This window comes from Glutamicibacter protophormiae, from assembly GCF_016894325.1.
Taxonomy (GTDB): Bacteria; Actinomycetota; Actinomycetes; order Actinomycetales; family Micrococcaceae; genus Glutamicibacter; species Glutamicibacter protophormiae.
The window spans coordinates 1,431,468-1,456,430 of record NZ_CP069806.1; the positions used below are offsets into that span (position 1 = coordinate 1,431,468).

The 24,963-nt window shown below is 64.7% G+C and carries 20 protein-coding genes; 9 read left to right on the plus strand and 11 right to left on the minus strand.

The window, feature by feature from the left end:
- The first annotated feature begins 113 nt into the window (after positions 1–113).
- The gene (locus JQN66_RS06775) at positions 114–1,490 is read left to right on the plus strand and encodes an MFS transporter (protein ID WP_188948664.1); all 1,377 of its coding nucleotides are present in this window, start codon (positions 114–116) and stop codon (positions 1,488–1,490) included.
- Between the two features lie 114 nt (positions 1,491–1,604).
- Here JQN66_RS06775 and JQN66_RS06780 read toward each other — a convergent pair whose 3' ends face one another.
- Both JQN66_RS06780 and JQN66_RS06785 read right to left on the minus strand, forming a co-directional pair.
- A complete protein-coding gene (locus tag JQN66_RS06780; RefSeq protein WP_204677136.1) occupies positions 1,605–2,618 on the minus strand; it encodes a LacI family DNA-binding transcriptional regulator in 1,014 nt (337 codons plus the stop codon).
- Between the two features lie 112 nt (positions 2,619–2,730).
- Positions 2,731–4,410: a glycoside hydrolase family 13 protein gene (locus JQN66_RS06785; RefSeq protein ID WP_204677137.1), complete on the minus strand. Its 1,680-nt coding sequence runs from the start codon at positions 4,408–4,410 to the stop codon at positions 2,731–2,733.
- A 266-nt stretch (positions 4,411–4,676) separates the two neighbouring features.
- Here JQN66_RS06785 and JQN66_RS06790 point away from each other — a divergent pair, with 266 nt between their 5' ends.
- From JQN66_RS06790 to JQN66_RS06820, 7 genes are all read left to right on the plus strand, one after another.
- Positions 4,677–5,939: a sugar ABC transporter substrate-binding protein gene (locus JQN66_RS06790; protein WP_188948667.1), complete on the plus strand. Its 1,263-nt coding sequence runs from the start codon at positions 4,677–4,679 to the stop codon at positions 5,937–5,939.
- 129 nt (positions 5,940–6,068) lie between these two features.
- The gene (locus JQN66_RS06795) at positions 6,069–7,664 is read left to right on the plus strand and encodes an ABC transporter permease subunit (protein ID WP_204677138.1); all 1,596 of its coding nucleotides are present in this window, start codon (positions 6,069–6,071) and stop codon (positions 7,662–7,664) included.
- Positions 7,664–8,557, plus strand: a complete 894-nt coding sequence (locus tag JQN66_RS06800; protein WP_188948669.1) for a sugar ABC transporter permease — start codon at positions 7,664–7,666, stop codon at positions 8,555–8,557. Before JQN66_RS06795 ends, JQN66_RS06800 begins: the two co-directional genes overlap by 1 nt.
- An 84-nt stretch (positions 8,558–8,641) precedes the next feature.
- A complete protein-coding gene (locus JQN66_RS06805) occupies positions 8,642–9,631 on the plus strand; it encodes an HAAS signaling domain-containing protein (protein WP_204677139.1) in 990 nt (329 codons plus the stop codon).
- Positions 9,632–9,682: 51 nt separating this feature from the next.
- Positions 9,683–10,426, plus strand: a complete 744-nt coding sequence (locus JQN66_RS06810) for a TetR/AcrR family transcriptional regulator C-terminal domain-containing protein (RefSeq protein ID WP_188948671.1) — start codon at positions 9,683–9,685, stop codon at positions 10,424–10,426.
- A gap of 141 nt (positions 10,427–10,567) precedes the next feature.
- The gene (locus tag JQN66_RS06815) at positions 10,568–12,055 is read left to right on the plus strand and encodes an MFS transporter (RefSeq protein ID WP_204677140.1); all 1,488 of its coding nucleotides are present in this window, start codon (positions 10,568–10,570) and stop codon (positions 12,053–12,055) included.
- 85 nt (positions 12,056–12,140) lie between these two features.
- Positions 12,141–12,518 carry an META domain-containing protein gene (locus tag JQN66_RS06820; protein ID WP_204677141.1) on the plus strand — a complete coding sequence of 126 codons (378 nt, stop codon included), beginning with the start codon at positions 12,141–12,143 and terminating at the stop codon, positions 12,516–12,518.
- Positions 12,519–12,546: 28 nt separating this feature from the next.
- Here JQN66_RS06820 and JQN66_RS06825 read toward each other — a convergent pair whose 3' ends face one another.
- The 4 genes from JQN66_RS06825 to JQN66_RS06840 form a co-directional block, all read right to left on the minus strand.
- Positions 12,547–13,644, minus strand: coding sequence for a fatty acid desaturase family protein (locus tag JQN66_RS06825; RefSeq protein WP_204677142.1), 1,098 nt, complete (start codon positions 13,642–13,644; stop codon positions 12,547–12,549).
- A gap of 122 nt (positions 13,645–13,766) precedes the next feature.
- Positions 13,767–15,407, minus strand: coding sequence for an ABC-F family ATP-binding cassette domain-containing protein (locus JQN66_RS06830; protein ID WP_204677143.1), 1,641 nt, complete (start codon positions 15,405–15,407; stop codon positions 13,767–13,769).
- A gap of 32 nt (positions 15,408–15,439) precedes the next feature.
- The gene (locus JQN66_RS06835; RefSeq protein WP_204677144.1) at positions 15,440–16,105 is read right to left on the minus strand and encodes a phosphoribosyltransferase; all 666 of its coding nucleotides are present in this window, start codon (positions 16,103–16,105) and stop codon (positions 15,440–15,442) included.
- Between the two features lie 50 nt (positions 16,106–16,155).
- A complete protein-coding gene (locus JQN66_RS06840; protein WP_204677145.1) occupies positions 16,156–16,626 on the minus strand; it encodes an HD domain-containing protein in 471 nt (156 codons plus the stop codon).
- 109 nt (positions 16,627–16,735) lie between these two features.
- Between JQN66_RS06840 and JQN66_RS06845 the strand changes: the two genes are divergently transcribed.
- Positions 16,736–17,029, plus strand: coding sequence for an META domain-containing protein (locus tag JQN66_RS06845; RefSeq protein ID WP_204677146.1), 294 nt, complete (start codon positions 16,736–16,738; stop codon positions 17,027–17,029).
- 116 nt (positions 17,030–17,145) lie between these two features.
- Here JQN66_RS06845 and hpaD read toward each other — a convergent pair whose 3' ends face one another.
- The 5 genes from hpaD to JQN66_RS06870 all read right to left on the minus strand — a co-directional run bounded on the left by hpaD (position 17,146) and on the right by JQN66_RS06870 (position 24,761).
- Positions 17,146–18,243 carry a 3,4-dihydroxyphenylacetate 2,3-dioxygenase gene (gene hpaD, locus JQN66_RS06850; protein ID WP_204677147.1) on the minus strand — a complete coding sequence of 366 codons (1,098 nt, stop codon included), beginning with the start codon at positions 18,241–18,243 and terminating at the stop codon, positions 17,146–17,148.
- 51 nt (positions 18,244–18,294) lie between these two features.
- Positions 18,295–19,791, minus strand: coding sequence for a 5-carboxymethyl-2-hydroxymuconate semialdehyde dehydrogenase (gene hpaE / locus JQN66_RS06855; protein ID WP_204677148.1), 1,497 nt, complete (start codon positions 19,789–19,791; stop codon positions 18,295–18,297).
- Between the two features lie 63 nt (positions 19,792–19,854).
- On the minus strand, positions 19,855–20,514 hold the full coding sequence (locus JQN66_RS06860) for a GntR family transcriptional regulator (protein ID WP_204677149.1): 660 nt from the start codon (positions 20,512–20,514) through the stop codon (positions 19,855–19,857).
- Complete coding sequence (locus JQN66_RS06865) at positions 20,514–22,016, minus strand: fumarylacetoacetate hydrolase family protein (protein ID WP_204677150.1); 1,503 nt, start codon at positions 22,014–22,016, stop codon at positions 20,514–20,516. Before JQN66_RS06865 ends, JQN66_RS06860 begins: the two co-directional genes overlap by 1 nt.
- Positions 22,017–23,177: 1,161 nt before the next feature.
- Positions 23,178–24,761 (minus strand): HNH endonuclease signature motif containing protein, encoded by a 1,584-nt coding sequence (locus JQN66_RS06870; RefSeq protein WP_204677151.1) that lies wholly within the window; start codon positions 24,759–24,761, stop codon positions 23,178–23,180.
- Positions 24,762–24,963: the final 202 nt, after the last annotated feature.

Below are 24,963 nucleotides of genomic sequence, written 5' to 3' on the forward strand. Positions count from 1 at the left end.
CGTGAAATATGGATCACTTCATGTTGTGAGGAGATTCACTTTTCGTTTATAGTGTTGTCTACGTAACTGTCCGAACGGTCGGTAACTTAATTCGCATCAAGGGATCATTCACTATGTCTCAGAACGTTTCGCGCACCAAGGAGGAACGCCGGGTCCTTGCCGGCACCCTGGTGGGCACCACGATCGAGTGGTACGACTTCTTCATCTTCGCCCAGCTGACGGCAACGCTGCTGACTCCGCTGTTCCTCGCCCCGCTGGGCGAATCGAATCCTGGACTGGCGCAGATTCTGTCCTTCGCCATGATCGGCATTTCCTTCTTCTTCCGCCCCCTGGGCGCCATCGTCGCCGGACACCTCGGTGACCGGTACGGGCGCAAACGCATTCTGGTTCTGACCCTCATCCTGATGGGTGTTGCCACAGCGCTGATCGGTGTGCTGCCGACCTACGCCGCCGTGGGCATCGCCGCACCGATCATGCTCGTGGCGCTGCGCATCATCCAGGGCTTCTCGGCCGGCGGCGAATGGGGCGGCGCTGCCCTGATGGCCGTTGAGCACGCCCCGGAGACCCGCCGCGGCTACTTCGGCGCTTTCCCGCAGATTGGTGTGCCGCTGGGCATGATCCTGGCGACCGGCCTGCTGTACGTCCTGCGCATTTCGATGAGCCCGGAGCAGTTCCAGGCCTGGGGCTGGCGCATCCCGTTCCTGATGTCCGTCGTGCTGATCATCGTCGGCTACCTGATCCGCCGCGCGGTCGAGGAATCCCCGATCTTCAAGCAGATGGCGTTGCGCAAGGCCTCGGAGCACACTCCGCTCAAGGAGCTGATGCAGTCCAACTTCAAGCAGGTCGTCCAGGCCGCGCTGATCTTCATCTCCAACAACGCCGCCGGCTACCTGGTGATCGCGTTCTTCATCTCCTACACCACCTCCGTGCTGAAGATGCCGGTCGCGCCGGTCCTGCTGGCCACCACCATCGGTTCCTTCGGCTGGCTGATCTTCACCCTGGTCGGCGGCTGGCTGTCCGACGTCATCGGCCGCCGTGCGACCTTCGTGATCGGCTACGCGCTGGTGTTCGTCTGGATGATTCCGATGTTCATGCTCGTGAACACCGGCAACATCATGCTGTACGGCGTAGCGGTCTTCGTGCTGACCATCGGCCTGGGCCTGTCCTACGGCCCGCAGTCGGCCATGTACGCCGAGATGTTCCCGGCCCACATCCGCTACTCGGGCATCTCGATCGGCTACGCGCTCGGCGCCATCCTCGGCGGCGCCTTCGCCGCCACCGTGGCGCAGATCCTGCTCGAAGCCACCGGAAATTCGCTGTCCATCGCCGTGTACATCATGGTGCTGACCATCATCTCCGTGGCTGCCGTGCTGTGGGTCGGCGAGACCCGCGGCCGCAACCTGCACGTCGAGGACCTGGACGAGGAACTGGTGGCCGCGGCCGCCCGCGAAGCCGAGGTCGAGGCGGAGCGCAAGCACCACTCGAACTAGCTTCAGCCGCCGATTCCGGCGGAGCAGTCCAATGGCCAGGGGGGCCGCATTTACGCGGGCCGCCTGGCCTCTTTGGTGCACGGTGGGACCGGGGCTTGCTGCTTCCCGGGATAGCTAGTGGTCGGCTGGCGGACGGCTGGTGGAGCTTCGGACAACCAGTTCGTGGCCCAGGGTGTGGGCTTGCGCCGGTTCCTCCTTGCGGATGGCGCGCAGCAGCATGGCCACGGCGAGCTCTCCCTGCTCGTGCGGAAGCTGCCGGATGGTGGTCAGCCCGAAGAATTCGGCCAGATCGTGGTCGTCCACACCGACCACCGAAAGGTCGCGGGGCAGCTGCAATCCCAAATCCCTGGCCGCAAGGATGGCACCGATGGCCATTTCGTCGCTGGCGGCGAAGATGGCGGTGGGCCGGGCTGCGGGATTCCCCAGCAGCTGCTTGGCGACGCTGTATCCCTGAGCCATCGTGAAGTCCGCGCTGGCGCACAGTGCCTCATCGAGTTCGATCCCGGCCTCTGCCAGCGCGTGTTCGTAGCCGATGCGCCGGTGGGAGGGGACGCGGAAATCCACATCGGTTTCCGATGAACCCCCGATATAACCGACCCGCGTGTGTCCCAAGGACAGCAGGTGCGCGGTGCCCAGCGCGGATACCGCTTCGTCATCCACCTGCAATGTCGGGACCCCCGGCAGCGGACCCCCCACCCCGACCAGCGGCTTGTCCAGCGCGTGCAGGGCCACCAATTCGGCTTCGCTGAGTTCCAGGTTCACTGCGATGACCGCGTCGACGCGCTGGCGCTGCAGGAAATCGGAGAAGATCTGATGCCGCTGGTCCGGATCCTTGGTCAGCTGGTACAACGTCGTGTCGTAGCCCTCGCGCATCAGGGCCGTGCAGATGCTTTCCAGCACGCTGGCGTAGAACCAGTGGTTGATGACCGGTACCAGCACGCCGATGTTCCTGGTGCGGCCCGAGGCCAACCCCGATGCGGTGGAAGAAACCACATAGCCAAGATCGTGGGCTGCCTGCTGGACGGCGGCCAATGCGCTGGGGGAGACATTGCCCCGACCGGAGAGCGCGCGCGAAACTGTCGCCACGGAGACGCCCGCTGCTCGGGCTACATCCTTGATGCCGGCCACGAAGTTCCTTCCGACGCAGTGGTGGATGAAAAGGTGAATAGGGATGTGACTGGGCGCGACGGGACCCCTAAGGCCGGTCGCGCCCTGTTCACCAGATTACCTGCTGGGGTGTTCAGGCGCGGAACCATACGGTCGATTCGGCGGCGATCTGCCGCCCCGAGGGCTGCGGTGCGCTGGAAGCGAGGACAGCCAGGCCCGTGGTGCAGGCCGGCAGTTCGCGCTCGGAGCCAGCGAAGCTGGAAACCACCACCACGTCGTTGTTCCTGAAGGCCAGCACCTCGGGGTCCCCGGTTTCCAACCAGGCCAGCGTTCCGGCCCCAAGCGCGTGGCCGCGGCGCAATCGAAGCAGCGCGGTGTAGAGGTTCAGCGTGGAATCGGCGGTCGCGCGTTGGACGTCGCGGGCGTAGTCCTCCCAGCCCGCGGGCTGCGGCAACCAGCTTTCGCCGGTGGGGGAGAAGCCCGCGGCAGGTACCCCTGCTTCCCACGGAATCGGCACTCGGCACCCGTCCCTGCCATAGCGTTCGCCGTTCGTTCGGAACCAGGTCGGGTCCTGTCGCGCCTCATCGGGCAGCTCGACGGCTTCCGGAAGCCCGAGTTCCTCGCCTTGGTACAGGTAGGCTCCGCCGGGCAGCGCGAGCATCAGCGTGCTGGCCGAACGCGCTCGGCGCAGGCCGATGGCGGTGTCCGGGAGGTTCGGAGTCAACGGGCCGATGCCCTCGCCCTGTGGATTGTCTTCGGTCAGTGCCAGTCGGGTTGCGTGGCGGACCACGTCGTGGTTCGAGAGCACCCAGGTGCTCGGCGCACCGACGGCCGAGAATTCCCGCAGCGATTCGTCGATCGTGGCCCGGATCCGGGCGGCGTTGAAGTCGCAGGACAAGTACGGGAAATTGAAGGCCTGGTGCATTTCGTCGGGACGCACCCACTTGGCCATCAGGGACAGCGGGCTGACCCAGGCTTCGGCGCACAGCACGCGTTCGCCATCGTATTCATCCAGCACCCTGCGCCAGTCGCGGTAGATTTCGTGCACACCATCCTGCCCCCACCACGGGGCGAGTTCCTCGGTGCCGCCCATCGACGCGGCAGCCGGGTCAACCGCGTAATCCGGCAGTCCATCGGATTTGATCAGCCCATGGGCCACATCCACCCGGAAACCGTCCGTTCCCCGGTCAAGCCAGAACCGCAGCACGCCGCGGAACATCTCGCGAACCTGCTCGTTGTGCCAGTTGAAGTCCGGCTGCGAAGAATCGAAAATATGCAGGTAGTACTGCCCCGCAGTGCCGTCCGGGTTGGCGGTCTGCGTCCACATGGGACCACCGAAGACCGATTCCCAGTTGTTCGGAAGCCCGGACTCCGGCGCATCGCGGAAGATGAAACGATCACGCTCGGGGGAGCCCGGCGGAGTGGCCAGCGCCTGCTGGAACCATGGGTGCTGGTCCGAACAGTGGTTCGGCACCAGGTCTACGATGACGCGCAACCCCAGCTCGTGGGCGCGGGCAACCATGGCATCGTAGTCTTCCAGCGTTCCGAACAGCGGATCCACGTCGCAGTAGTCGGAGACGTCGTAGCCTGCGTCTTTTTGCGGGGAAGTGAAGAAGGGGGACAGCCAGATCGCGTCGACCCCGAGGTCCGCCAAGGATTGCAGCCGTGCAGTGATTCCGGGCAGGTCGCCCATGCCGTCGCCGTTCGCATCTGCGAAGGAACGCGGATAGATCTGGTAGATCACCGAGGAGCGCCACCATTCGGCTGCGGCCTCGGGCTCTTGGGTCTCTGCAAGGGAGCGGATTTCAGTCATGACGGTAACCATAAACGAAATTTCGTTACATGTAAACGCTTACATTATTGCCCGAGTGCCCATCGTTCTGGTTGGCCTTTCATGCGAATCCCAGCCAACAAATAAGCGTTTTGCATGAACTTCTTGTCAAATAGCATGATCTATGCCACTCTGGAAACGCTTACATTCGAGTCGTCACTCGCACTCGAAGGAACCGACCGGGCCGTACCGCGGTACATCGCGGTCAACCCGGTCCATTGGACAAAGTTGTCACGAAAGGACACCCCATGATGGTGAACAAGCGCTCCCTTCTCCTGGGTGGGGCAGTGACCGCAATTGCGGCGCTTTCCCTGACCGCCTGCGGTGGTTCGAACAGTTCAGCCCCGCAGCCTTCCGAAACGCCCGCACAGTCCTCGCCGGCCGCCGCCGAAGCAGGATCGCTGACCGTATGGGTCGATGCCAACCGCGAGCCGGTCCTGAAGGACGCTGCAGCGGATTTCCAGGCCAAATCCGGTGTCAAGGTCGACCTGGTGATCAAGGACTTCTCCAAGATCCAGGAGGACTTCCTCAAGCAGGTGCCGACCGGCAAGGGACCGGACATCACCATCGGCGCCCACGATTGGCTGGGAAACCTCGTCAACAACGGCGTAGTCCAGCCGGTCGAGCTGGGCGACAAGAGCGCGGACTTCCAGGACGTCGCCATTGACGCGATGAGCTATGAAGGCAACACCTATGGTGTCCCATACGCAACGGAGAACCTTGCGCTGCTGCGCAACAAGGATTTGGCCGACAAGGCCCCGGCGACATTCGACGAGATGATCGCCGAGGGCAAGAAGGCGGGCACCGATTTCCCGTTCCTGGTCCAGGTGTCCGAGCTGGGCGACCCGTTCCACGCCTACCCCTTCCAGACGTCCTTTGACGCTCCGGTTTTCGGAACCGATGAAAACGGCGCCTACGATCCCAGCGACCTTCGAATCGGCAACGAGGGTGGCCTTGAATTCGCCCAGTGGCTTGCCGACCAGGGCGAGGCCGGCACGTTGAAGACCTCCGTGGATGCGGATATCGCCAAGGAGAAGTTCATTTCCGGTGATTCGCCATTCCTGCTGACCGGCCCATGGAATGTGGACGCCGTCGAAGACGCCAAGATCGACTTGGCCATCGACCCGATCCCAAGCGCCGGCGGCGACGAGGCGCAGCCGTTCGTAGCAGTCCAGGGCTTCTTCGTTTCCTCCAAGACCGAAAACCTGCTGGCGGCAACGGAGTTCCTGACCAACTACATCGGCAGCGCCGAGGTCCAGACCAAGCTGTACGAAGTGGGCAACCGTCCGCCCGCCAACAAGGAAGCCTTCGAGGCGGCCAAGTCCGATGAAACCATCGCAGCCTTCGGCGCGGTCGGCGAAGACGGGGTTCCGATGCCGAATATCCCTGAAATGGCGGCCGTTTGGGAATTCTGGGGAGTCGCCGAAGCAGAGATCATTTCCGGCAAGGCCGATCCGGCCAAGCGCTGGAAGCAGATGACCGCCGATATCGAGAAGGCCATCTCAAAGTAGCACCGCAGCACGTCCGCGTGCGTGACGCGTCGGAGCGGCAAGCCGCCACTCCGACGCGTCCAGCCCTCTGCGGTGCGGCACTCCTCGCACCGCGCGTTCGCCGACCTCCGACCCAGGAACAAGCCACAAATGTCACTAACCCACCAGAAGCCGCCGCGCAGCGGCGACACGGCGCAGGCCGGCGCCCTGTCCCCGGCCGCCCAGCGGCTGGCCACCGCAGCGTCAACCTCCACCGGCTTGATCCTGGCCAAGATCGCGATGATCGGCATCGTGGACGCCACCGCCATTTTCGCGTTGTTCACCGCCATCGCCCGCGAGGCCTGGGCAATCGCCGCCGTGGTTGCCGTGATCACGCTGGTGATCAACGTCGTGTATTTCAAGCGGGGCTGGCTGCCGGCCAAGTACCTGCTGCCGGGCACCATCTTCCTGCTGATCTTCCAGGTGTTCGTCATCGGCTACACCGGCTACATCGCCTTCACCAACTACGGCTCGGGGCACAACTCGGACAAGGACGACGCCGTCACGGCGCTGCTCCAGTCCAACCAGAGCCGGGTCCCGGACTCCCCGGGATTCCCCGTGACGGTGCTGGACGACGGCGGCAAGCTGTCGCTGCTGGTTGAGCGTGACGGGGTGCAGCTGGCAGGCACCGCAGAGCAGCCGCTGGAGCCGATCACCGCCGACGAGCTTGCCGGATTCACGCAGCTCAGCTTCGCCGACCTGCTCGGCCGCCAGCAGGAGGTCACCACCCTGGCGGTGCCGATGAGCGATGATCCGTCTCAGGGGTCGCTGCGCACCTCCGACGGGCGCACCGCCTACCAGTACACCTCGAACCTGGTCTACGACGAGGCCGCCGGAACCATGACCGACTCCACCACCTCCGTGGTCTACCGCGACACCGGCGTCGGCGCCTTCACCGCACCGGATGGCACGCAGCTGATGCCCGGCTGGTCGATCAACGTGGGTTTCGAGAACTTCTCCAAGGCCTTCAATGACTCCTCCATCCGCACCGCCTTGGGATCCGTGACGGTCTGGACCTTCGCGTTCGCCCTGCTGTCGGTCGCCACCACGTTTTTCCTGGGCCTGTTCCTGGCGCTGGTCTTCAACGACTTGCGCATGAAGGGCCGCAGAATCTACCGCGTCATTTCCATCCTGCCGTATGCCTTCCCTGCATTCCTGGGCGGCCTGGTCTGGGCCGGCATGCTCAACAAGGACTTCGGCTTCGTGAACCAGGTGATCTTCGGCGGTGCGCCAATCCCATGGTTGACCGATCCCTGGCTGGCGAAGTTCTCCGTGCTCTGGGTCAACCTCTGGCTCGGCTTCCCCTACATGTTCCTCGTTTGCACCGGCGCCCTGCAGTCGATCCCCGATGAACTGGCCGAGGCGGCCAAGATCGACGGCGCCAAACCGTTGCAGGTCTTCCGGTTGATCAAGCTCCCGCTGCTGCTGGTTTCCGTGGCTCCGTTGCTGATCAGCTCGTTCGCCTTCAACTTCAACAACTTCAACGTCATCTACATGCTCACCGAAGGCGGCCCGCGCCTTGAAGGGGCGGGGCTCAATGTGGGCTCGACAGACATCCTGATTTCCATGGTCTACAAGGTCGCCTTTGTCGGCTCGCAGCGCGACTACGGGCTGGCCAGCGCATTCTCCATCATCATCTTCGTGCTGGTCTCCATCATCGCGGTCATCAGCTTCAAGCAGACCAAGGCCCTGGAGGAACTGAACTAATGTCGACGCAAACTCCCGCCCAGCAGCGCGCAGGGCGCCGCGGCTTCGGAAAATGGTTCGCCTCCACCGGCTGGCGCCACCTGATCGGCGTGGCGCTGTGCATCTACGCGGCGTTCCCGCTGCTCTATGTGCTGTCGGCGTCGCTGAACCCCAACGGAACGCTCCTGTCCTCCAACGGGCTGTTCACCCAGCTCGGCCTGCAGAGCTACATCGACCTGTTCCGCAACGAGCAGCGGCCCTTCGCCGCCTGGTTCGGCAACACCCTGTTCATCGGGTTGACCACGGCCGCCGCTTCGGTATTCCTCGGGGCCCTGGCGGCCTACAGCTTCTCGCGGATGCGTTTCACCGGACGCCGCTTCGGACTGGTCAGCCTGCTGGTCGTCCAGATCTTCCCGCAGCTGCTGGCCGTCGTGGCCATCTTCATCCTGCTGACTTCGCTGGGGGATGTGTATCCGGCCCTGGGCATCGACAACCAGATCGCGCTGATCATGGTGTACCTGGGCGGCGCGCTCGGCGTGAACACCTACCTGATGTACGGCTTCTTCAACACCATTCCGGTGGAGATCGACGAGGCCGCAAAGATCGACGGCGCCGGGCACGCCCGGATCTTCTTCACCATGATCCTGCGGCTGGTCGCGCCGATCCTGGCCGTGGTGGGGCTGCTGTCCTTCATCTCCAGCACCTCGGACTTCGTCATCGCCTCAGTGGTGCTCGTCTCACCGGAAAACCAGACCCTGGCGGTGGGACTGTACTCCTACGTGTCCGAGGAGTTCACCTCCAACTGGTCGGTCTTCGCCGCGGGGGCGGTGCTGGCCGCGCTGCCGGTCATGGCGCTGTTCCTTTTCCTGCAGAAGTACATCGTCGGCGGCCTCACCGCCGGCGCGGGAAAATAGCAGCGTGCCAGCAGCGCGGATTCGCGCGGCGCGCAAGGGGCCGAGCGGTCGCAAACTTCCAGGCAGGCCACGTAAGCTATAGGGATGCAATCTCATCTGCCGCGGGCCGCGCGCAACTATCTTGAACAGCTGCGTCGGGAATTGGGTTTTCTTTCCGACGCCGAGCGCACCGAGATTCTTGCACACACCCGCGAACAGATTTCCCGGCTTCCGGGCAAGGGCCGGCGCAAGTCCGAACTGCTGCGCTCGCTGGGGGACCCCGCGGTGGTTGCCGCCGGGTTCACCCGCACCGAACCGACCGAGCTCAAGGTCAGCAGCGGCCGCCAGTTCCTGACCCGCATCCTGGCCTGGCCGATCTTCGCGCTGTCGGTGCTCACCGCCGGGCTGCTGGTGCTCGGCTCGCACTTCGTCGCGCTCGTCGAGCCGCTGTCCTTCGGCTATGTCGGGGGTTCGATGTTCGGCGCACTTGCGGAGCTGGAACTCTCCCTGGGATCGGCGGTCATGTTCTTCGCCTTCATCCCGGCGCTGTTCAGCCTGCTGCCGCTGGTCGTGCACGGGACGCCGGGGCTGGTGCTGCAGATCGTCGGCGCGCTGGCGACCACCGCCGCCTGCGTGCTGGGACTGGCGAGCCTGGGCGCATTCCTCATCCCGCTGGCGGTGCTGCTCTGGGCCCAGGCCTTCACCCCGCTGCTGATGATGCGCGGGTCGATGGCCCGGCCCGGCCCGGCCTGGCTGGTCTGCGCCGCCGTGGCACTGCTTGCGTCCATCGGCTACACGACCTACCGTGGCGTGCAGGGGTTCACCGGCAACGTGTGGCTGATCCTCGCTCCGGCCGCGGCGCTCGCGGTGCTTGCGCTGCTGCTCCCGCTGCGCCGGCGCTGGGCCAACATCGCCCTGATCGCCACCGGCCTGCTGGTCATGGCCGCCGGCTTCATCGCCGCGCTGCCGGGCACCTTCGAAGCGCCGCTGCTGTGGCCGTGGCTTGCCGGGGCGATGTCCTTCGCCGTCGGCCACCTGGCCCTGGCCGCGGGAATGTGGCATGAACGGGCGCGGAATCTCTTGGCGCTGCTGTAGGGAAGGCCTGTGCAGGATGCTGGACGTCGAACTTTGTGAAAGGCTGGTCGCATGAGCGACGTGGATCTACCCCGGGACGAGACCCCGGTCAAGCGCGGACGGGGACGCCCGCGCAAGGACGCCTCCCTGGTACCCATCACCAAGGAGGCCATTGCGGCCGAAGCGCTGAAGATCATCGGCGCCGAAGGCTTCACGGCACTCACCATGAACGGCCTGGCGGCGCGATTCGGCGCGACCTCGCGGGCGCTGTACAACTACGTGAGCGACCGGCAGGACGTCGTGAACATGGCGGTGGAGCTGTTCATCCGCAGCACCCCGCTGCTGGAGTTCGATCCGGTGAACTGGCGCGACACCGTGAAGAAGTTCTACCGGGTCAGCCGGGCGCTGTACCGCACCTATCCATGGGTTGCTGTCGTCCCGATCACCGAACGCGTGGTGGTGGACGGCGGCCCGCGCTTCATCGAGATGATGGAACGGCTGCTGCGCTTCTACACGGAAATGGGATTCAGCATGCCGCAGGCGCTGGCGCTGGTCCGCGCGTTCAGCCGCGACATCATGTCCTTCGCGTTGCAGGCGGACTACTATTTCGACCGCGTTCCGGAGGCCCAGAACGACTACATCTCCCGGGTGGTTCCGCAGGCCTGGCTCGACCGCTACCCCGAGGCCGAGGCCCCGCTGGTGCGCGAATCCCTGACGCTGCCGGGCATGGACAACGACGACCTGTTCGAGGAGCTGCTCCAGATGCGCATCCTCACCATCCAGGCCATGCTTGATTCGCTGCCGAACGCCCGCTGATCGGTTCGGACCCCGGCCCCGCAACCGCTGCGGGGGAATATCCCGGGCCCGGCGGGCGCTGTACCTAGAGCGTGCGATGGACCGCCGGGCGGTCGCGGCGCGCAGCGAACCAGCCCTGCCAGCCGTTGTCCGAAAGTTGCCATGCCTTCCATTCAGCACCCGCACGACCCGCCACTGACCGCCGTGGCCGGGCCCGCCACCGCCGTCCCTGGCCCCGAGGCGCTCACGCCGGCCGGACGCTGGAAGCTGCTGTGCGTGTTGCTGGCGGTCATGTTCATGTCGCTGGTCTCGGTGAGCATCGTCAACGTGGTGCTTCCCTCGATCGAATCCACTTTGCACGCCACCGAGGCAGACATGCAGTGGGTGCTCGCCGGCTACGCGCTGACCTTCGGCGTGGTGCTGGTGGCCGCCGGGCGTGCCGGGGACCTGCTGGGCCGCGGCATGATGTTCATCGCCGGCGTCGTGATTTTCACGCTGGCGTCCGTGCTGGCCGGGCTCGCGGCCGACCCGCTGGTGCTGAACATTGCCCGCTTCATCATGGGCGTCGGCTCCGGCCTGCTCAACCCGCAGGTCATGGGCCTGATCCAGCAGCACTTCAGCGGCGCCGAACGCGGCCGCGCGTACGGGCTGCTGGGCACCGTCGTCGGTTTCTCCGTGGCCATCGGCCCGGTCATGGGCGGCGTGCTGATCAACTGGCTGGGGACCGAGGCCGGCTGGCGCTCTACCTTCCTCATCAACGTGCCGATCGGCATCATCGCCATGACGCTGGCGGTCATCTGGCTGCCGCGCCCGCTGTTCACCAAGCCCGCCGGCAGGCTGGAACTGGACCCGGTGGGCGGGCTGCTGCTGGCGCTGGGCATCTTCGCCTTCCTCTTCCCCTTCGTGCAGGGCCGCGAGAACCCGTGGCTGTGGACGCTGCTGCCGGTGGCGCTGCTGTTCATGTTCCTGTGGGCCGGGTGGGAGAAGCGCTACAAGGCGCGCGGCGCGGCCCCGATGGTGGACTTGGCGTTGTTCAAGGTGCGCAGCTTCACCAACGGCACCGTGATCGCCGGCCTGTACTTCATGGGCGTGTCCAGCGTCTGGGTGCTGGTGGCCGTCTACACCCAGCAGGCGCTGGGCTTCAGCGCCCTCCAGGCGGGGCTGATCGCCCTGCCCGCTGCGCTGCTGTCGGCGCTGAGCTCGAACGTCGCCGGCCGCTACGTGATGACCGCCGGGCGCCGGCTGGTCATCGGCGGCACGATCAGCGCGCTGTTCGGCCTGGCCGCCACCGTGGCGGTGGTCGAGCTGGAGTCGCGGGGCATCGTGAGCATCTGGTGGATGCTGCTCTCGCTGGCGTTCATCGGCGCCGCCCAGGGCTTCATCATCTCGCCGAACCAGGCGTTGACCCTGATGGAGGTGCCCGTTCAGAACTCGGGCTCCGCCGGCGGGCTGATGCAGACCTCGCAGCGCGTCGGCACGGCAGTGGGCATCGCGGTGATCACCGCCGTGTTCTACGGCATGAACCAGGTGGTCGGCTACCCGCTGGCGATGACGCTGTCCTTCGCCGCCACCGGCGCGCTGGTCATCGCCACGCTCTGGGTCGCCGTGGCCGATTGGCGCCACGACCACCACGGCGCCCGGCTGCACTAGCCTGGCCCGGACGGCGGGCCGAAGCGGCAGCGCGCATCGGCGATTGCGCTGGTCAGCGTCCTATGCGTGGCTTAAGCTGGAAAACATGAAACGACTTGCAGCATTGATGGCGGCGGGAGCGCTGGCGCTGGGCCTGGCCGCCTGCGGATCGAGCAGCGGCCCGGCCGCGGAAGCCCCAGCGAGCCCGGACGGGACCTGGGGCGTCGAGGCCGAGGGCCAGCCCTGGATGAACCTGGGATCGGACGGGAAGATCAGCGGCAGCGACGGCTGCAACAACCTCGTCGGGCAGTGGACGCAGAAGGACGGCGTGGTGGACCTCGGGGCCATGGGCAGCACCATGATGTACTGCGAGGGCGTCGATTCCTGGCTCAGCGGCGCGGCCACCGCAACGATCTCCGGCGAGAAGATGACCTTCTCGGATGCCAAGGGCGACCAGATCGGCGCGCTGACGCGCAGCAAGTAGCCGGGGGCCGCGACAGGCCCGCCGGCCTCTAGCTGATGCGGTAGCCGGAGACCATTGGGCAGTCGAACGGGTCGCGGGCCGAGAGGCCGACCTTGTTCAGGTAGGTGATGACCTGGGCGTAGGATTCGCGCACGCTGGCCACGGTGTAGGGGATCTGGTGCTCGGCGCAGTAGGCGCGCACGATGTTCGATACCCCGGCCAGGTTGGCGCGTGGCATCGAGGGGAACAGGTGGTGTTCCACCTGGTAGTTCAGGCCGCCGTAGACGTGGGAGAGCACCCTGTTGCCGAAGCCGGTGCGGGCCATCACGTTGCGTCCGGTGAGTACCTGGCGGGAGAAGAAGTCGATGCGGGCGTCGGCGGGGACCATTGGCATGCCCTTGTGGTTGGGGGCGAAGGAGGCTCCCATGTAGACGCCGAAGACGGCCAGCTGCACGCCGAGGAAGGCGAAGGCCATGCCGACCGGGAGGAAGAGGAAGACCGCGCCCAGGTACAGGGCGATGCGGGTGAAGATCGAGATGATTTCGCGGCGGCGGTGCTTGACGCGGTCCCCGAGGAACAGGTACTTGATCGACTGGGCGTGCAGGTTCAGCCCTTCGAGGGTCAGCAGCGGGAAGAAGAGGTAGCCTTGGCGCTGGGTGATCCATTTGAGCAGGCCGCGTTGGCGTTGGGCGTCGGCGGGCTGGAATGAGATGGTGTCCCATTCGATGTCCGGGTCCTTGCCGATGGTGTTGGGGGTGGCGTGGTGTTTGTTGTGTTTGTTCATCCACCACTGGTAGCTGATGCCGACCACGATGTTGGCCAGGAAGCGGCCGAGTTTGTCGTTGGTTTTGCCGGAGGCCAGGATTTGGCGGTGTGCTGCTTCGTGGGCCAGGAAGGCGAATTGGGTGAGCAGCAGTCCCAGGGCGGCGGCCATGAGCAGTTGGAACCAGCTCTCGCCCAGCAGTACCATGCCGGTGATGGTGCCGGCTAGCAGTGTGGTCAGGACGATGCTGATGCCCAGGTAGTGTCCGGGGCGGCGGCGGATCAGTCCTGCTTGGCTGACGAGTTGTTTGACGTGGAAGAAGCTTTTGGGATCACCGGGTTTCACCGTGGGTGCAGTCGATGGCAAAACTGGAGTGCTACTCAAGATGGGTCCTTGGCTTTGGCAGCTGGCGACGTTTCAGTCGTAAAGAACTGAAAGTCTCGGCTCCTCTACGATTCACTCTACGGCAGATTGCTGGGAGCCGACTGGTCTATGACTCGGCCGAACTAGATCCCCGCGGCCAGCTTCCCGTCCTGCACCTGCCAGCGGGCGTCGAGCCGCACGTTCTGGAGCATGCGCCGGTCGTGGGTGACCAGCAGCAGCGCCCCCTGGTAGGCCTCCAGCGCCTCCTCGAGCTGCTCGATGGCCGGCAGGTCCAGGTGGTTGGTGGGTTCGTCGAGCACCAGCAGGTTCACCCCGCGCGCCTGCAGCAGCGCCATCGAGGCGCGGGTGCGTTCGCCGGGGGAGAGCTTGCCCACCGGGGACGCGGTCTGCTCCGCCTTGAGCCCGAACTTGGCCAGCAGCGTGCGCGCCTCGGCCGCGGCGTACTCCGGCACCGCCGCCTCGAAGGCCTCGCCCAGCGGGAGGGCCGCGGGCAGCTGGCTGCGCGCCTGGTCGATTTCGCCGATCATCACCGAGGCGCCCAGGGCCGACGTTCCGGCATCCGGGGCCAGCCGGCCCAGCAACAGGTTCAGCAGCGTGGACTTGCCGGCGCCATTCGGCCCGGTGATGCCGATCCGGTCCCCGGCGTTGACCTGCACGCTGACGGGACCGAACGCAAAGCCGCCCAGCGCGAGCTGCGCCTGGTTCAGCGTGCACAGCACCGAGGAGCCGCGCGGGGCGTCGGCGATGGAGAACTGAAGCACCCATTCCTTGCGCGGCTCGGCCACCTCGTCCAGCCGCTTGATGCGCGATTCCATCTGGCGCACCTTGGCCGCCTGCTTTTCCGAGGATTCGCTGTTGGCGCGGCGGCGGATCTTGTCGTTGTCCGGCGCCTTGCGCATGGCGTTGCGCACGCCCTGCGAGGACCATTCGCGCTGGGTGCGGGCGCGGGAGACCAGGTCCGCCTTCTTCCCGGCGAACTCGTCGTAGGCCTCGCGCGCATGGCGGCGGCTCACCGCGCGCTCGTCCAGGTAGGCGTCGTAGCCGCCCTCGTAGACGGCGACCTGCTGCTGCGCCAGGTCGAGTTCGATGATGCCGGTGGTGCAGCGGGCCAGGAACTCGCGGTCGTGCGAAACCAGCATCACCGGGGCGCGCAGCGCCATGATGAACTGCTCCAGCCGTTCGAGCCCCTCCAGATCCAGGTCGTTGGTCGGCTCGTCGAGCAGCACCACGTCGAAGCGGGAGAGCAGCAGGGCGGCCAGCGCGACGCGGGCCATCTGCCCTCCGGACAGCGCCGCGGTCCCGGTGTCCAGCGGCAGGGTGAAGCCCAGCTCGGCCAGCGTTTCGGGGATCCGGTCCTCCAGGTCCATGGCGCCGGAGGCCATCCAGGTCTCGAACGCGGCGGCGTAGGCGTCGTCCGCCCCGGGGATGGCATCGGCCATGTCCTGCGCGGCGGACTCCATGGCCTCGGTGGCCTGGGCGCAGCCGGTGCGCCGGGCCAGGTAGCCGGCGATGTCCTCGCCGGCGAAGCGCTCGTGCTCCTGGGGCAGCCAGCCGATGAACGCACCGTCCGGCGCGGTGGACACCGAGCCGCCCTGCGGTTCGTCCACCCCGGCCAGCAGCCGCAGCAGCGTGCTCTTGCCGGCGCCGTTCACCCCGACCACCCCGTACACGTCGCCCGGGGCGGCGGTGAAATCCAGGTGCGAGAAGAGGGTCCGGTGGGCGTGGCCGCCGGTGAGGTCCTTGGCGACGAGCGTTGCAGTCATGCCCCCAATTCTAGGTGGCTTGCCGGCCCCGCCTAATTCCCGGCCGCGCGCAGCAGCCGCAGCACCTCTTCGCGTTCCACCGGTCCGAAATCCTGGTAGTAGGCGCCAACCGCCCGGAAGTCACCTGGGACCATGTCGATGACCACCCGGTCGGCCGGATAAGCCAGGTTCTGCACCAGCTCCGAGGGCGCCACCGGGGCGGCGACGACCACCATCCCCGGCTTCAGCCGCCAGACCAGGTCCAGCGCCGCCATCATGGTTGCCCCGGTGGCGATGCCGTCGTCGCACAGGATGACGTGCCGGCCCTGGAGCGGAGGGGCGAAAGGCTTGAACTGCTCGGCCAGGGACATCAGTTCCCGGGTGGCGGTGGTTTCCAGGGTTTCAAGCTCGGACTCGCCAAAGTAGCGCAACGCCCTTCGGTGGATTTCCGGATTGAGGTAGCGACCCGAGGACGCGCCGTAGCTGGCGATCGCCCCGAAGGCGATCTCCGGGTTGCTCGGCACCCCGAGCTTGCGCACCGCCAGCGCTCCGAGCGTCGCGTCCAGGCTGCGCGCCACCTCGGCGGCGATCGGGACCCCTCCGCGCAGCAGCCCCAGCACGGTGTACTCGCCCGCAGGCAGCTCGGCGGCCAGCGCCATGCCCAGCGCCGCGCCGGCGTGGCTGCGGTCCCGGTATCCTTGGTGCGACTGGTGAGCCATGCTCCCAGTCTTGCCCAATGCACCCCAATGTCAATGGGGCGCCGTCCGGGTCAGCCGGCGATCCCCAGCAGCGCGCGGGTGCGCTCATACTTCGCCGCCAGCCGTGAGCGGGTATCCGCCGGCAGCAGGCCGGTGCGTTCCGGGTCGGTGTTGTCGGCCAGATCGGCGCGCTTGACCAGCAGCGCCAGCGGGTCGGCCTTCACCGCCGCGCAGTACTCCTCCAGGGCCTGCCCCGGAACCTTGCTTAGCCGCACCACGGCGTCGCAGACCTCCTGGGGGATTCCGGCCGCGCGCAGGTCCCTAGTGGTCACGCCGCAGTCTTCGACCACGTCGTGCAGCCACGCCGCCGCCACGGCGTAGTCGTCCCCGCCCAGGCGCCGGGCATGCCCCGCGACCCGGGCCGGATGGCCGATGTAGGCCGCGCCGAGCTTGTCCGTCTGGCCCTGGTGAGCCTTCGTGGCGATGGTGCGGGCCAGCTCCACGAGATCTTCCCCGCCTGCGGCGGTATTCCTGTGCTCCATTGCGCTCCTCGTGATATGCCCGGTGTTCTGCTGGTTCCCACGCTAGCAAGCAGGGGCGACACAATCCCCGGCCGCCGTCATTCCGGGACGAGACGCTACCCTCGGAAGCATGGATGAAAAAATGATCGGGCAGTGGGGCGGCGAAGAACCCGGGCAACCGTCGCTGGTGCTCTGGGCGGGTGGCCGGGTGAGCGGTTCGGATGGCTGCAACCGGCTCATGGGCTCGTGGCGCGCCGAGGGCGATGGCTACCTCTTTTCGCAGATGGCCAGCACCATGATGTATTGCCAGGGCGTGGACACCTGGCTCTCCAGGCTCGCCAGAGCGCGCGAGGCCGACGGGCAGCTCATCGTCTGCGACGCCGGGGGCCTGGAGATCGGGCGGCTGGCCGCGCTGGTTTCCTGACCGCGAGGGGCCCAGGCAACGGCCTGGGAAACAAAAAAGAACTGCGGCCCGCACCGAAGTGCGAACCGCAGTTCTCCACGTAGTAGCCAGGGAAGGGCTACGCGGTAGCGAAGGGTCTAGAGCTGGTTGCCCAGCTTGAAGCCCTTCGAAGCCTGGCCGTGGTACGAGCCGTCCTCGTCGCCCGCGCGGGTGAAGGAGAAGCCGTCGGCGCCGATGGTGACTTCCAGTTCGGAGTCGTCGGTGCGCTCGATGATCTCCTGCACGTTGCCGTCCAGGTCCAGGACCTTGGAGGCCTCGGTGTACCACGAAGGCACAACCGGGTTGCCCCACCAGTCGCGGCGCTGGTTGTCATGGACGTTCCAGGTGATGGTCGGGTTGTCCGGGTCGCCGGTGTAGTAGTCCTGGGTGTAGATCTCGATGCGGTGGTTGTCCGGATCCAGGATGTACAGGTAGAACGCGTTGGACACGCCGTGGCGGCCCGGGCCGCGCTCGATCCGGTCCGAGATGCGCAGGGCGCCCATCTTGTCGCAGATCTGGATGATGTTGTGCTTCTCGTGGGTGGAGAAGGCCACGTGGTGCAGGCGCGGGCCGTTGCCGCCGGTCAGGGCGGTGTCGTGCACGGTGCCCTTGCGGTGCATCCAGGCTGCGTAGGTGGTGCCCTCGTCGTCCTGGATGTCCTCGGTGACGCGGAAGCCCAGGTCCTCGAGGTACTTGCGGCCGCGCGGAACGTCCGGGGTGACCTGGTTGAAGTGGTCCAGGCGGACCAGTTCGCCGGCCGAGTACAGGTCGTAGCGCATGTGCAGGCGCTCGACGTGGGTGGTCTCGAAGAAGAACTCGTACGGGAAGCCCAGCGGATCCTCGACACGCAGCGCATCGCCGATGCCCTTGACGAAGCCGTCCTTGCGGCGCTCGGTGCGGCAGCCCAGCTCCTGGTAGTAGGCCTCGGCCTTGTCGACGTCCTCAGGGGTGCGCACGCGGAAGGCCATGGCCTTCAGCGCGGCCACCGGGCCCTTGGTCAGCACCAGGTTGTGGTGGATGAACTCCTCGAAGGAGCGCAGGTAGATCTGGTTCTCGTCCTCGTAGGACACGTGCAGGCCCAGGACGTCCACGTAGAAGTTGCGGGACTTGGCCAAGTCGGTGACGACCAGTTCGGCGTAGGCGCAGCGCAGGATATCCGGTGCTGGTGCGACTGGCTTGGGAATTTCGTTGCTCATGATGTGCTCCTTTGCAAGCAAGAAAATTTATTGGAGGGAAGCTGGTGCTGCCTAGACGCCGAACTTCGGCGAGTGGGCTTCGTTCAGGGTGATCTGAATGGACTGCTGGGTGGTGTAGAAGTCCACCGAACGGTAGCCGCCCTCGCGGCCCAGACCCGAGGCCTTCACGCCGCCGAATGGGGTGCGCAGGTCGCGGACGTTGTTCGAGTTCAGCCACACCATGCCGGAGTCGATCTGGTGCGCGAAGTTGTGTGCGCGCTTCAGGTTCGAGGTCCAGACGTAGGCGGCCAGGCCGTACTTGGTGTTGTTGGCCAGTTCCAGGGCTTCCTCGTCGGTGTCGAACGGGGTGATGGCAACAACCGGGCCGAAGATTTCGTCCTGGAAGATCTGCGCATCCGGTGCGACGTCGGCGAAGACGGTCGGGGCGACGTAGTTGCCCTCCTCCTCGAAGCCCTCGGCGCGGCCGCCGCCGGCCAGCAGACGGCCTTCGTTCTTGCCGATCTCGATGTAGCTCATGACCTTGTCGAAGTGGTTCGGGTGAACCAGCGAGCCGACCTCGGTCTTCGGGTCGCTCGGCAGGCCGACGCGGATGTTCTTGGCGCGTTCGGCGAACTTGGCGACGAAGTCGTCGTAGATGTCGCGCTGAACCAGCACGCGGGAGCCGGCGGTGCAGCGTTCGCCGTTCAGCGAGAACACACCAAAGACGGTGGCGTCCAGCGCGGCTTCCAGGTCGGCGTCGGCGAAGACGACGGCCGGGGACTTGCCGCCCAGCTCCAGCGAGAGGCCCTTGAAGAATGGCGCGGCCGCGGTGGAGATGGTGGCACCGGTCGAGGAGTCGCCGGTGAAGGAGACCAGCGGGACGTCCGGGTGCTTGACCAGGTAGTCGCCGGCCACGCCGCCGGAACCGAAGATCAGGTTAAAGACACCGTCTGGCAGGCCTGCCTCGCGGAAGATTTCCGGCCACAGCACTGCGGACAGCGGGGTGTAGCTGGCAGGCTTCAGGACCACGGAGTTGCCGGTGGCGATGGCCGGGGCCAGCTTCCATGACTCCTGCATGAACGGCACGTTCCACGGGGTGATCAGCGCGGCGACACCAATCGGCTTGCGGTTCACGTAGTTCATCTGGCGGCCGGGAACGCGGAAGGTGTTGTCCACCTGGGCGACGATCAGGTCGGCGAAGAAGCGGAAGTTTTCGGCTGCGCGACGGGCCTGGCCCTTGGCCTGGGTGATCGGCAGGCCGGAGTCGTAGGACTCCAGCAGCGCCAGCTCGTCGTCGCGCGACTCGACGATGTCAGCGATCTTGTGCAGCACGCGGGAACGCTCGCGCGGCAGCATCTTGGACCACGGGCCTTCTTGGAAGGCCTTGCTTGCGGCTGCGACGGCCAGGTCCACGTCCTGCGGCTGGGCCGAGGCGACGGTGGCGTAGTTGGTGTTGGTCACCGGCTCCTGGACGTCGAAGGTCTCGCCGCCGATGGAGTCGACGAATTCGCCGTTGATGTAGTGCTGCAGGTGGGTAGGGAGGTTCTCCGGTACGAAGTGCTTGCTCATGGCAATTCCTTTCGTGCTAGTTCCGGTGCTGTCACCGGACTGTTTATTGGAAATCTTGGGTGGTTAGATCACGCTGGGCGGCATGCCCGCGGACTGCAGGTAGGCGTTAAGCGTGTTGGCGCGGTGCTTGCGGGCCGCCGTCTCGATCTGCGCCGGGGTGGCGTGGTTCGCGATCAGTTCCAGCAGCGCCTCGTGTTCCTCGACGCTGGCCTTGGCCCTCGAAGGGATGTGGGTGAAGGAGCTGGCCCGCATCGCCGCCAGCCGGCGCCAGCCGCGCTGGACCAGGTCCAGGATGTGCGGATTCGGGCACTGGCCGTAGAGCAGCTTGTGGAACTCGGTGTTCATCCGGGTGAACGCGACCGGATCGAAGTCCTCCAGGCACTGGCGCATCGCATCGTTCAGCTTCCGCGCCTCGGCCAGCCATGCCGCGTCCATCGCGTCGGCTGCCAGGGCGGTGGCTGCCGGCTCGATGATCATCAGGGTCTGCATGGTGTGCAGGTAGAGCGTGGAATCCACGTGGGCGACGGTCGCCCCGACGTTGCGGGTGAAGTGCACCAGTCCTTCGGCTTCCAGCCGGCGGATCGCTTCGCGCACCGGGACCACGGAGCAGCCCAGTTCGTCGGCAATGGTGCCCAGCACCAGGCGGTAGCCCGGGGAGTAGGCGCCGTTGACGATGCGCTCGGAGACCAGCTGGTAGGCGGCCTCGGACTTGGAGGCGGTCATTACAGCGCCCATGAGTCCAGGTCCGGGCTGCCTGCGTCCTTCCAGGCGTTGAACTTGGTTTTCCATTCGGCGTTCATCGGGAACAGGCCCCCGATGCCGTGGCCGCGCTTGACCATGGCGAAGATGAACTCGTCGTTCTCCTCGGTGGCTGCGGCCTCGGCGGCGATCTGCTCGACCATTGCCGGCGGGATCACCACGATGCCGTCGGAGTCGGCCACGATCACGTCGCCGGGCTGCACCGAGACGCCGCCGCAGGCCACGGTGATGTCGCGGTCCCAGGCCACATGCTTGCGGCCGAGCACTGCCGGGTGCGGTCCGTTGTGGAAGACCGGGATCTCCAGGTTGCTCACGGCATCCAGGTCGCGCACGCCGCCGTCGGAGATGATGGCCGCCGCGCCCAGCTGCTGCGAACGCAGGGCCAGGATGTCGCCCAGGGTGGCCGAACCGGTCTCGCCGCGGGCCTCCATGACCAGGATTTCGCCGTCCTTGACCGCGTCGATGGCCTGCTTCTGCATGTTGTAGCCGCCGCCGTGGGCCTTGAAGAGGTCCTCGCGGTTCGGGATGTAGCGCAGGGTGGCGGCGGTGCCGATCACGCGCTGCATGCCCTTGGTGGCGCCGGAAACTTCGATGTTCACGTTGTTCATGCCGTGCTTGCGCATGGTGCCGGACAGGGTGGCGGTCGCGACGGAGGCCAGCTGCTCGCGGATGGCGTCGGTCAGCACGTCCTTGCCGGTCAGCTTCGGGGCCAGGCCGGCGGACTCGCGGTCGCCGTAGGCGTCTTCCTTGTCCTTATCGGTGACCTTTGGCTGGTTGCCGAAGTCGGCGAAGGTCGCGGTGCCCTCAACGGCGGTGGTCTTCAGCTTGCCGGTGGTGGCGCCGGAAACCAGGTCGGTGACCTCGACCTCGACGACGTCGCCCGGGAAGAAAACGGTGGAGCCGGCAGGGGTGCCGGTCAGGATGATGTCGCCCGGCAGCAGGGTCATCTGCTGGGACAGGTCGGCGACAATCTGCGCGAAGGAGAACAGCAGCTCGGAGGTGTCTGCGTCCTGGGCGATCTCGCCGTTGACCCAGGTCTGCACACGCAGCTTGGCCGGGTCGACGGTGGCGGCATCCAGTGCGACCGGGCCCAGCGGGGTGTAGCCGTCGCCGGACTTCGAGCGGATGTTCGAGCCCTTGTCGGCGTACTTCATGTCGTGCACGCCCAGATCGTTCGACGCGGTGATGGAGCCGACGTAGCCCCAGGCATCCTCGACGGAAACGCGGCGGGCTGCCTTGCCGATGATCAGTGCGATCTCGCCTTCGAAAGCCAGCAGCTCAGTGCCGGCCGGACGCTCGACGGTGCCGTTGGTGGCTGCCAGGGAGCTCGAAGCCTTCATGAAGTAGCTTGGGAACTTCGGGGTGCGACCGCGCTGCGCTGCACGCGAAGAGTAGCTCAGGTGTACGGCCAGGACCTTACCTGCCTGGCTGAAGGTTTCCTCGGTGACCGGAATCGGAGTGCTCATCGGTGAATTGCCCACTTTCGTCGTACATGATCTCGTACATCAAATCGTATACGATCAGTGTGCGCTCAATCTCATGGACTGTCAAGATGGCAATCCACAATTGCTTTCTCGGACTGGATCAATAGCCCCGAATCCCTGCGATTCCGTGGGTTTCGACAGGGAGTCAAACTTTTCATGGTGCCGTAACGCGAGGAGCCAGAGGCATATGAAACTCATCGTCGATTGAGCGCCAGTGAATATTTGATCTCGGTTTGTGTGCGACTTTCACGGTGTTCATCTCGGTCTGCCCGTACCTGCCAAGATGCTTCTATCTTGGCGTGGTGGTTCGACTGCAGGGAGAAGTCGTCATGGGCCACAGGCGAACTGTTGGTGAAAATTGAACAGAAAATGTGTTCAGTTCCTGATGACGCGTTTCGCAGGCCGGTGTGACTCTCGAATATCAGATGTTCCTCGTTGCACCTGTAGCAGGCGAGGCGCAGGGTGGGCGCGGAAACCCGTACCAAACTTGATGATTCGTCGTTCATTCGAGACGCTCAGGTAAACGTCCGGCACTTGTCGATCCGGAAGCCCCGTCCTGCCCATGAACAAAAATAATGCTCATGCTGCAATCCGCTGGTGTTAGGCAGTTGTATTGACACGGTACATCTACTTACTTCTGGAACTCATCATTCCGGACGTATCTTTCATGAATCCATGCAACCCGAACACGAGGATAATTCAGATTCAGAGGGCATGATGGCGGAAAGTGAACAGAATAATTGTTCACATCGGTGCCTACCGGGGTATCAGGGTAGGCTGCGTACGGCGCGTTCAAAGCAACGAGCTGTACGTGCTGATATTGGTGAACACCTGCGGGTTGAGGCAAATGACTAGAGTCGGCTACAGCTGACTACGCGGTGAAAACGAACAGAATTTTTGTTCATTTGATAGGTTGCTTTTACTCGATCGGAGCAAATGCAGGAACCGTAGGCGAACTGCCACGGTTCATTGAACCAATAATCCGTTCATGCGAGGCAAGGAACTATTCGCGGTGCACAACTGCATTCGAACCACTGGAACAGGCCAATTGACCTGGTGCTTTATACCTTGAATCCATATCTAAGCTCAACGCGATGAGGCTGTGGAATGGGGCAACACTCCCGTTTTGGAAACTCGCAAGAGCTAGTTCGCATCTAATTCGGGCGGTTCTTCGAATTCGTACCCCAGAACTTTCCTTACACGGTCTGTGAGTTCGACGTCCAGACGTTGCGGTGCGCGATCTGCGTTGAAATCGAAGTTCTGAACGCTCGTCACTGATCCTGGAATCTCGATGCATGTCTGCCCATGAGGAGTGCGCCACATGACCGAGCCATCGGGGAGGTAAGTGTAGTTCCAGCCCAAAGCATGCTTGAACATCTGGTGTCGTTTGCAGCAAAGCTTGGTGTTGGTGCGGTTGGTTCCGCCGCCTTTGGCCCAGTCATCGATGTGTTCAACTTCGGATCGCTCAGGCAAGCGGTTGCATCCCGGGAACTGGCACTGCGTATCCCGGAATCTCAGCAGGTCTCGAAGAGCTTGCGGTGGGCTGTACTTCTTGCGGTCGACGTCGATAACGGCCCCAGTCCACGGGTCAGTCAGCAATCGAAGCATCGATGGGGCGTGCGCCGCCAGTTTCAAAGCCGTTCCAATCGGGATTGGACCGTATCCTTCGAGGTCTGCCAATGCCTTTCGAGGGTCTGCCAGCATCTCGACCGCCGGAATCGTTACGGCCACCTTGGTTTTCAGAGTGCTACCGCCGCCCTCAGGCCAACCGTCCAGCAAAGCGTCCCTCAGTGTGTCGTATCGTAATTGACCGCGTGTTCGGGGATCTTCGGGATCAGCATTCGAAACAACATGATGCTCGACGGTGTTTACCACTGAAATGATATCTTCCACGGGGCCGCGAAGCTGTGCGACCGCTATGCCGTCTTTCTCGATCCACCAACGCATATCCCGGGTTTCTTTAGCATCTTTGTGGCGTTCGTCGATTGGCTTGGGGTGCATCTTTTCGTGAAGCCGACGTGCCCGTTGCCGGACAGCCGAGTCGGGGGCGTGTTTGGCAAATGGCAGCAGGAGTTCCTCCATGCGGTGCACGTCTTCAGTTTCGAGGTCTTGAGCATTCTTGATGATCTCGCGTGCAGGCTGAGTCGTAATTTCACCGGCGCTCAGAGCATTCAAGGTTTCATGGCATAGGTGCCGCAAACCTTCAGCCATGGTGAGTTTATTGGAAATGTGATTGTCAGTGTCTCTCATCGCGATGGATGCTTCGGCAATGAACGAGGAGCGCGCAACGTCTTGGTCGTGCGGGGTGACGCGATAGTAGCCTGCAGACAAGTTCGCCAGAATGTCATCGGCGGAGACGCCCATTTGCTCAAGTTGTTCAGGGGTAGGTTCGCCATCCGCTTGAATGCGGTTGTCGCCGCTGGATTGGAGAGCGACGCCTCGCGCGAAGAGTTCGTAGGTGTCCGCCATGAGGACTGCCTCGCTGGCATCGAGCATGCTGCGGAGCCGGCTGAGCATGGCCAGTTGGTCGAGGCCGACGGCCAGGTCCTGGGCAGGCATCTGCTTATTGAGTTCGGTTAACACTTCCAAGGGACCGGTAAAGTACTTCTGACGCTCAATAGCCGCGCCCCACGTACCTGTCGTTTGGACAGTGTCCCTCAGCCCCGGTGCTTCAATCGGTAGGCGGTGGGAGTCGTCGTCATTCTCGAAAATATCTCTGATACCCATAACTTAATTGTCCTCCGCTTTCCGACAGTATGGGTAAGTATCTACGAGTTCTGGATATCCTAGTGGTGTTCGATAAGGATCAAGTTCGATTCAAAATCGAGGCGTTGAAAGGGTTGTTCGCTCTGGAACGCTCAATGACCTAAGTGTGAATAGATGCCTCCCAGAGAGGGGCCCGACTGTATCTCGACATCACCGTCATGAA

Coding starts and splice junctions, on each gene's coding strand:
- JQN66_RS06865 (WP_204677150.1), bottom strand. CDS start 22,016: ATGAGCACTCCGATTCCGGTCACCGAGGAAACCTTCAGCCAGGCAGGT.
- JQN66_RS06840 (WP_204677145.1), bottom strand. CDS start 16,626: ATGGAGCACAGGAATACCGCCGCAGGCGGGGAAGATCTCGTGGAGCTG.
- JQN66_RS06870 (WP_204677151.1), bottom strand. CDS start 24,761: ATGGGTATCAGAGATATTTTCGAGAATGACGACGACTCCCACCGCCTA.
- JQN66_RS06860 (WP_204677149.1), bottom strand. CDS start 20,514: ATGACCGCCTCCAAGTCCGAGGCCGCCTACCAGCTGGTCTCCGAGCGC.
- JQN66_RS06820 (WP_204677141.1), top strand. CDS start 12,141: ATGAAACGACTTGCAGCATTGATGGCGGCGGGAGCGCTGGCGCTGGGC.
- JQN66_RS06805 (WP_204677139.1), top strand. CDS start 8,642: ATGCAATCTCATCTGCCGCGGGCCGCGCGCAACTATCTTGAACAGCTG.
- JQN66_RS06835 (WP_204677144.1), bottom strand. CDS start 16,105: ATGGCTCACCAGTCGCACCAAGGATACCGGGACCGCAGCCACGCCGGC.
- JQN66_RS06775 (WP_188948664.1), top strand. CDS start 114: ATGTCTCAGAACGTTTCGCGCACCAAGGAGGAACGCCGGGTCCTTGCC.
- JQN66_RS06800 (WP_188948669.1), top strand. CDS start 7,664: ATGTCGACGCAAACTCCCGCCCAGCAGCGCGCAGGGCGCCGCGGCTTC.
- JQN66_RS06845 (WP_204677146.1), top strand. CDS start 16,736: ATGGATGAAAAAATGATCGGGCAGTGGGGCGGCGAAGAACCCGGGCAA.
- hpaD (WP_204677147.1), bottom strand. CDS start 18,243: ATGAGCAACGAAATTCCCAAGCCAGTCGCACCAGCACCGGATATCCTG.
- JQN66_RS06795 (WP_204677138.1), top strand. CDS start 6,069: ATGTCACTAACCCACCAGAAGCCGCCGCGCAGCGGCGACACGGCGCAG.
- JQN66_RS06790 (WP_188948667.1), top strand. CDS start 4,677: ATGATGGTGAACAAGCGCTCCCTTCTCCTGGGTGGGGCAGTGACCGCA.
- hpaE (WP_204677148.1), bottom strand. CDS start 19,791: ATGAGCAAGCACTTCGTACCGGAGAACCTCCCTACCCACCTGCAGCAC.
- JQN66_RS06810 (WP_188948671.1), top strand. CDS start 9,683: ATGAGCGACGTGGATCTACCCCGGGACGAGACCCCGGTCAAGCGCGGA.
- JQN66_RS06785 (WP_204677137.1), bottom strand. CDS start 4,410: ATGACTGAAATCCGCTCCCTTGCAGAGACCCAAGAGCCCGAGGCCGCA.
- JQN66_RS06830 (WP_204677143.1), bottom strand. CDS start 15,407: ATGACTGCAACGCTCGTCGCCAAGGACCTCACCGGCGGCCACGCCCAC.
- JQN66_RS06815 (WP_204677140.1), top strand. CDS start 10,568: ATGCCTTCCATTCAGCACCCGCACGACCCGCCACTGACCGCCGTGGCC.